The sequence below is a fragment of the Methylomonas koyamae genome (genome assembly GCF_001644025.1).
Lineage (GTDB): Bacteria > Pseudomonadota > Gammaproteobacteria > Methylococcales > Methylomonadaceae > Methylomonas > Methylomonas koyamae_A.
The window spans coordinates 1-7,831 of the sequence record NZ_LUUK01000094.1; the positions used below are offsets into that span (position 1 = coordinate 1).

Below are 7,831 nucleotides of genomic sequence, written 5' to 3' on the forward strand. Positions count from 1 at the left end.
GGAAGTCGCCTTGGTGCTTGCCGGCGTCGGCGCGTATGTCCAGGCGACCCTCGGCGGCGGCTTTGATCAAGGTATCGGTATCGGCGATGACGGCCTTCAAGTTCGTGCGTACCAGATCGACGGCTTCGTTGATAAACGCTTTTTTGCCGGGCAGTTTTTCGATGTCGGCTTCGAAATTGCCGTTGCCGAACTCTTTGAACACCGCCATGGCTTTTTTCTTGACCGCGATATGGGCGCCGACCATGTCGTTGACGCCTTGGGCCATGGTCCTAAAACTGCCTTGAAATTTGCCGCCGTCGACGATGGCGTCGATTTCGCCCTTGTCGTGTTCGCGAGCCATATGGTCCATGTCGGTCAGTAGGACTTTGATGGTGTCGCTCATATGCTTCATCGCGGCCATCACGCTAGTGGTGTCGCCGGCGTCCAAGCGGATTTCGCCGCTGAGATCGCCGATCGCGACTCGGTTGGCCAGCGCGGCCACGTCGCCCGGTTCGCCGCCCAGTTGGCGAATCAATCCTCTCGTCACAAACCAGGCAATCAGTAGGCTAACCAGCAACGCGACCAGCGCGACGCCAAACATGATGGTTTTGCTGCTGTCGTACAAGTCGTCGGCATCTTTATAGGCCTGTTTCATCCTTTCGTTTTGGAAATCGTTTACCGCTTTCACTGCGGTCACGTAGGCGGTGTTGTTAGGTGCCCAGTCTTTCAATAGAAATTCGGTGGCGGCGGTCTTACCCTTGGTCTTGTCGGCGAGCAGACTGTAAAACGTGTCGTATTTCGACGAGAGCAGATTGCGCTGGTTGCCGACAGCCTCGAGTAGCGCGCGGCCCTTCTCGGATTGGATCAAGGCATCCAATTTGGCGAGTATGGTTTTGTTCTCGTCGCGATTGGTCTGAGCATCCCGCTTCATTTCCTGAAGTTTGCTTTCGTCGTCGGTCAGTAACATATTGCGCATCAGTCGGCCGTTATCCAGGGTGTTTTCGACCATGTCGCTGGCGTATTTCACCTTGACGAAATCTTCTTCCACAATGGAGCGGGTGGTTTCGGCCAAATTGCCCATATTGGCGATCCCTACCCACACGATAGCGCCCAGCAGGAGCAACACGACTCCAAAGCTAAGCCCCAGTTTTACCGCGATTTTCATGTTGTTAAACATTGGCCCCTCCGTAAAGATTGAATCGACATGTCGGTTTTGTTGATGCCGAATTTGAAACCTTCGGCGAATGAGTGTTCGATGACGTCGAGCGAATTGGCCTGTCGGCTAAATCCGCACGAAGATCCCGGTTAATCTAAGCCTAGACGAAAAGCAAGGAATTAGCGGAGCGAAACCGCTAACTTTGCCTGCTTCCGGCAAAGTTTAAAAATTGTATTTGGCCGAGAACATGGCCCGGCTGATGTTGCCGTTGCGGCCGTCGATCAATTCGCGGCTGCCGTACAGGTATTCAATGCCCAAGGTGGCTTGCGGCAACGGACTCCACAGCAAGTTGGCGTGTACCGATTGGGCTTGGCGAGTCATCGTCGCGGCCACGAAATCGGGCTGGTCGGCTTGCTCGAAACCGTAGGCGAAGCTGCTGCGCCAGGTGTTGCTCCACCAATGTTGGTAGGCCGTCACGGCGCTGTAGACATTGACCAAATGCAGATTGCCGGCCGAATCCAGCGCGGCGTCTTCCAGACGGTTGACCGAAGAATAACGGCCTATCGCGTTGCCGTAATTCAGCGTGAAGCGGATATTGTCGAGTTCGAAGACATTGATTTTGCCGGCTAGGCTGACGCCGCCGCCCCAAGCTTCTCGCGCCGCGCCGCTGGTATTGTTGGCATTGCGAATCTGCCGGCCCATCGCCGCCAACGATAGATTGCCCCAGTCCGGTTTGTAGACCAGTTTGGCGATCAGGTCCGGATAGCGATCGTCGCCGGTGGTCGTGAGGTTGTCGTAGGTCAGCGTACCGAGCGCCGGACTCCAGCCGCTGCCGGTCCACAGCGTGCTGTTGGGGGATTCGGCCGCCAATTGCAAATCCAAGCTCTCGCCAGCGAATTTAAACGGCTGGGTCCAACGCACTAGCGGTTGGCGAAATTTAGCGAGACCGACCGGGCCGGCATTATCCAAAGTGTCCGGCGCCGCCAATTCGTTTAAAAACGTGGTCCAGGTTTGGCCGGCCAGGAAATTGCCGAAGGATCCGTAGGCATGGCGCAATCGAGGCGTATAGCTGGCGGCGGCCCCGTACAGATCCAGTTCCAGGTAGGTGTTGATATCGCCCCAAGCGCTGGGTGTGAACGATTTGAACCAGAAGCGGCTTTCCCTGGCGTTGAACGCTAGTTGACTGTCCTCGCCGCGATGCGATACCGGAATATTCGAGATGGACAAATATTGGTCGCCAAACGACGGGGCGCTGACGCTGCTTTCGTTGACGTCCAATTTCACGAAGCCGCCGAAGCCCAGCGAGGTGTCGGTGCCGGGTATCTTAAAGGTGCCCTTGGTATCGCCCAAGGTGACTGGCGGCTTGGTTTCCGGCTTCGCTTCGGTCGGGTTGGCGGCGGGACTGGCCGAAACGGCGACGACGCCATTCGCCGCCGGCGAGGCCTGAGTCGTCAATTGCCGGTTTTTTTGTTGCTCGGCGGCCAAGCGGGTTTCCAGTTCGCGGATTCTGGCATCGGCTTGATTGGCGTGTTGCTTGAGTTCGGCGACTTGGTCGCCGAGTTGTCGCAACAAGGCGCGCACATCGTCGGTAGCCGTCGCGGCTAGCGGAAATACGCCGGAGGCGATGGTGAGGAGCAGGCGAGGACGGCTGTGCATTATTGGCCTCCGGGTTTCTTGAAATCGCGGAACAACTCGTGGCAGGACGTACAGGTTGCCGAAATGGCTTCCAACGTGGTTGGAATCGCGTCGATCTGCAAGGTTTGCGCTTGGGATTTCAGTTGCCCGGCCTGGATCAGCAGCTTATCCGCCAGCGAAGCGAAGACTTTTTGTTCGTCCGATTCAAGATGCAGGTTTGGCATGGCTAGACGCATCGCCGCCAGAGCGTGCTCGACGCCTTCCGCCGCTTGTTGCACGCGAGAGAGGGCTTCGCGGCGTTGGTTGTCCATCTCGTGCTCGGTCAAATTGCGTTCGTACATCAAGTTATGCATGCGTTGCATCGACTGCCGCAGGTCTTGGCTGTCGATGGCGTGCAGGGCCGGTTTGCCGGTGTCGATCAATTTTGGCGGCGCCGGTCGCTGTCCGCCGCTACCGCAGGCTGACAACGCCAAGGCGAGCAGCGCGTTTGCCGCGTAGCGCCGGGACGACGCCCGCGCTCGCGATCGTGCTGATGGCGCCACGGCAAACGCGGTGCCCAGGGCAGGCGGTACCGTGAAAGCGGTTGCATTCAGCTTGGCGAGGGTGGGCAATGGCATGTGGAATGTCTCCTGGTATGGATGGCGGGCTCGGTTTGAAAGCCGCCGGAGTAAGCCGGTCTTCCGGCCTGTCGGTCAGGCGTAGAAGGGGCTTGATCGGTAATTCCATAAGTGTAGAACGGAATTTGCCGCAAATCGGCTGGCGCTGGAAACGTCGCCGAACGTAGGGTTGCCAAAGGCGGCCTGTCGGCTGGTATCTAAGCCCTCCGCCAAGCCTACGCGAGTGGGGATGCTTGTGGCTGACGATTCGATGATTCGCGGTCTCGAGGCTGGACTCGGAGGGGCGCTTGAAAGTCCCCGGAATGGTCATCGCTAGTATCCGGAGGTTGTTTTAGCGGAGCAGATGGGTGTTGAGTCCGAGCTGTCGATGGTTATCAAACCGGGCTCTAGCCCGCTTTACCAGGCCTGCGTGTTGGTGAGACCGTCGCGAGCACGTGATGGAATCGAACGATGGCCCGCCGCGGGATGGGCGGCGGGCAGTAGTCCAGCGTTGACGGTTAGGCTGGATTAAGCGTTTGGTGTTTAAAAGTGCTGAAATTGGTGCAAATCCACGGTGCCGCTCGCGGCGTGTTCGGGGAGGTCGCGCGGCATGCTCGATTTGCGATGTTCCGGCGCGCGGACTGGGTTAATTTGTCCGGCGGCGCGGGCAATTTTGAAAAAACTCATCAGATTTTGCAGTTGTAAGGATTGGCTGGTCATCTCCTCGGCGGTGGAGGCCAGCTCCTCGCTGGCGGAGGCGTTCTGTTGGGTGATTTGGTTCATCTGATTCATCGCGGTATTGACTTGGCTAACGCCGGCCGATTGTTCCTGCGAGGCGGCGGCGATTTCCTGCACCAAATCGGAGGTTTTGGCGATGCTGGGTACGATGGAATCCAGCAGCTTACCGGCACTTTCCGCGGTATTGACGCTGGTTTCGGCGAGCTTGCCGATTTCCTGGGCCGCGATCTGACTTCGTTCCGCCAGTTTGCGTACTTCGGCGGCGACCACCGCGAAGCCCTTGCCGTGGTCGCCGGCCCGGGCCGCTTCGATGGCGGCATTCAGCGCCAGCATGTTGGTTTGGTAGGCAATGTCGTCGATGATGCCGATTTTACTGGCGATGTCTCGCATGGCCACGACGGTTTGCTTGACCGCCTCGCCGCCCTCGTTGGCTTCTTGCGAGGCCTTGGTCGCCATGCCGTCGGTGACCTTGGCGTTATCGGCATTCTGATTGATGCTGGACGCCATTTGTTCGATGCTGGCGCAGGTTTCCTCGACGCTGGCGGCTTGTTCGCTGGACGCTTGCGACAGCGACTGCGACGTGGCGCTGACTTGCTTGGACGCGGTACCCAGTTGTTCGGCGGCGGCGACCACTTCGGCGATGGTTTGCGACAATTTTGTGATGGTGTTGTTGACGGTATCCTTGAATTCGCCCAATTGACCTTGGTAATCGCCTTTGACCGGACGAGTCAGGTCGCCTTGTTCGACCAGCCGCAGCACCTCGACGACTTCGTTGATCGGCAGGATGACGCCGTCCAAGGTTTGGTTGACGCCCTCGACGATTTTACGGAAATCGCCTTGGTGCTGGGTGGCGTCGGCGCGGGTTGCCAAGCGGCCTTCGACGGCGGCTTGCGACAGTTTGTTGGCATCCGCGACCAAGGCGTTCACGGCGTCTATGCAGGTGTTCAGATTGTTTTTCAGAATGTTGAAATCGCCGTGATAGGTGTCGGTGATTTTGGCCGGGATGTTGCCCTTGGCGATGTTATCGACGTAGTCGGCGGCGACGTTGAGCGGGCCGATCACCGCGTCCAGCGTGTCGTTGACGCCTTCGACGATCTTGCGGAAATCGCCTTGGTGCTGGGTGGCGTCGGCGCGGGTGGCCAAACGGCCTTCGACGGCGGCTTGCGATAGCTTGTTGGCGTCGGTGACCAGCGCCTGAATGTTGTGCTTGAGTAGCATCAGCCACTCGTGTATTTGATCGTCGCTGGAGGCTTTCGCCATTTCCGCGCTCATGTCGCCGTTCGCCAGTTTAGTGACGTAGGCGATCAGATCGGACAGCCAGGCATGCACGCCGTTGACGGCTTGTTTCATTTTGTCGTGGTCGCCCTTGCAAGCGATCTCGACGCGTTGGCGCAGGTCGCCGCCGCGAATCAGGCTAAGAACGCGGTTGCCTTCGCCGATCGGGATCAAAATGGCATCCAAGATTTGGTTGATGCCTTGCACCAGTTTATTGAAGTCGCCTTTATGCCGGCCGGCATCGGCGCGCGCGTCCAATCGGCCTTCGGCGGCGGCGCTGATCAGCGTATTGGTGTCCGCCATCACGGCTTTCAGATTGCCGCGCACCAGTTCTATCGTGTCGTTGATGAAGACTTTCTTGCCGGGCAAGCGCTCCATCGGGGCGTCGAAATCGCCTTCGCCGAAGGCCTTGAACACCGCCATCGCTTTCTTCTTGACGGCGATATGGCCCGATACCATGTCGTTGACGCCTTGCGCCATTTGTCGAAAGCTGCCTTGAAAGCGTTGGCTGTCGACGACCGCGTCGATATTGCCTTGCTCGTGTTCGGCGGCCATCCGGTTCATGTCGGCCAGCAGGGATTTAATCGTGTCGCTCATATGTTTCATCGCAGCCATGACGCTGGCGGTATCGGTGGCGTCAATCCGAATCTCGCCGCTCAGATCGCCGACGGCTATCCTGCCCGCCAATCGAGCGACTTCGTCCGGTTCGCCGCCCAATTGGCGGCTCAGTTTGCGGGTCACAAACCAGCCTAATAGTGCGATCGTCGCCAACGCCAGTAGTGCGATGACCGCTAGCCATATCGAGGCGTGGGCTTTGATGTCCTTGGCTTGGCCGGCACTTTGTTCGGCCAGATTGCCGTTATATTGGCCTTGCTGTTCGAGTGCATCTTGGAGCGTCGCGGCGATCGGCGTCATTTGCTCCAGCGCCGCTAGCGCTTGGTCCTTACGGTTTTGCTTGGACAGCGCCAAAACGGTCTCGACGCCGGCCCGGTATTTTTCGAAGGCCGCGAGGTTAGCGGTGTACAGGCGCTTGTCCTCGGCGTCGGATACCAGAGCGTCGTACTGCTTCAGGCTGGTTTCGAATGCGCTGAGTGCCTCGGTTATCGATTGATTTAATTCGGCGATCTTGTCCGGATCGGTATTCGATACGTGCCGATAAAGTCTGGCTCGAACTTGGCCGAAGGTTTTGAATTGGCGATTCAGCGCAATCAGCGAGGGCACGCTATTGGCGTTGGCGTAGTTGGCGGCCGTAAAGACACTATCCAATTGTTGATAACTGACGCCCGCCAGACTGGACAGGCCTAGTAAAGCGATTCCGATCAAAAGCGACATGCGTTGTACGATGGACATGTGGACCTCCCGATGTTGAGCTTCCCTGACTTGATTCGGCCGGCCGTTCCATGACGGACCCCGTGTTCTTTGAGCCTGCCGGACCGAGGTCGCCGGATAGCTTGTCGGGTGCGGCATTTTAGAATGCCTTGTTTTGCGCTAAATATCTATAGCCTATTATCATGCGCTATGCCATGGGGTTCAAAAAAATAATCTTTTTACGCGTTAGCTAAAGTGCGGTGAGTTAGCGAGCTACTCATTGCCGAGCGCTCCACGTGGTGCCGCGAAAGTGCGGCGTTTGCTCGGAGTAACTAGTTTCGTTAATGAAAAAAATCAATTGTTTTACATGTGGTTGATGAAAAAATCGGGTTGCCGGTGTCCTCGGTATTTGAGTGAGTCCAGCGTTGGGCTATTGTCGTTTCCGGCGAATGTATTCGATGTTGAGGAATTTGAGGCCAGCGTTAACTCTACGCGGTATAGTTTGCTGTTATGTTTAGCGATGGAGTTGATAAATTAGACGCCGACTATCGATCAGGGGCGTCTGAGGTGTAGCGAAGACCCTCGGAGATACGAGGCCGTGAGCGCGTTTGGCGATTAGCTGAGCGGAGCTGCCGGGCGAACGATTTTGAAACCGCCGCCGGGGATCGTCTCGGAAAAGTAAGTCAGTGCGTGGGGGCGGCGTTAGCCGCGATCATGGGCGGCTCCTACAACGGCATGTCCGCACGTTGTGCCTCACGGCATTCATCGTCAGTCGATTAAGCCGGCGGAGAGGGGCTTTTACCCCGGCTTTCCGTGCCGGGGTAAAAGCAGCGCATTGTAACGGCGTTTTACTTATTCGCGGGCGAACCTAGAACCGTTCGAATTGATGCAGATTCAAATCCAGGTGGGTCGGGTCGTTCGGGTTGGTGGGTGCGTGTTTGATCTTGGCTTGGGTTGTAGAATGAGCGGTTCGGCGTTGCCCGCCGCCGGTGTTGCCCGTCGCGCCGCTGATCTTGAAGAAACTCATCAAGCCTTGCAATTGTTCGGCCTGACCGGTCATTTCCTCGGCGGTGGAAGCCAATTCTTCACTGGCGGCGGCGTTTTGCTGGGTGATTTGGTTCATTTGATTCATCGCGGTATTGAC

At 57.5% G+C, this 7,831-nt stretch carries 4 protein-coding genes and 1 pseudogene; all 5 read right to left on the reverse strand.

The genetic code is table 11. The features are described from left to right. The coding region (locus A1355_RS08015) for an MCP four helix bundle domain-containing protein (protein ID WP_197471747.1) at nucleotides 1-1,156 on the reverse strand (1,156 nt) is incomplete at its 3' end. Between the two features lie 201 nt (nucleotides 1,157-1,357). Beyond that, entirely contained in the window at nucleotides 1,358-2,791 is a 1,434-nt protein-coding gene (locus A1355_RS08020) for a DcaP family trimeric outer membrane transporter (protein WP_082885437.1), read from the reverse strand. Continuing rightward, complete coding sequence (locus A1355_RS08025; protein WP_064026802.1) at nucleotides 2,791-3,387, reverse strand: cytochrome c; 597 nt, start codon at nucleotides 3,385-3,387, stop codon at nucleotides 2,791-2,793. Before A1355_RS08025 ends, A1355_RS08020 begins: the two co-directional genes overlap by 1 nt. A 522-nt stretch (nucleotides 3,388-3,909) precedes the next feature. Further along, the gene (locus A1355_RS24460) at nucleotides 3,910-6,729 is read right to left on the reverse strand and encodes a methyl-accepting chemotaxis protein (RefSeq protein WP_197471748.1); all 2,820 of its coding nucleotides are present in this window, start codon (nucleotides 6,727-6,729) and stop codon (nucleotides 3,910-3,912) included. 826 nt (nucleotides 6,730-7,555) lie between these two features. Continuing rightward, nucleotides 7,556-7,831: pseudogene (locus tag A1355_RS25665) on the reverse strand (methyl-accepting chemotaxis protein); the annotation flags it as partial.

Bases quoted from the DNA above. Each gene is read 5' to 3' on its own strand.
- A1355_RS08020 (WP_082885437.1), bottom strand. From the start codon at position 2,791: ATGCACAGCCGTCCTCGCCTGCTCCTCACCATCGCCTCCGGCGTATTT.
- A1355_RS08025 (WP_064026802.1), bottom strand. From the start codon at position 3,387: ATGCCATTGCCCACCCTCGCCAAGCTGAATGCAACCGCTTTCACGGTA.
- A1355_RS24460 (WP_197471748.1), bottom strand. From the start codon at position 6,729: ATGTCCATCGTACAACGCATGTCGCTTTTGATCGGAATCGCTTTACTA.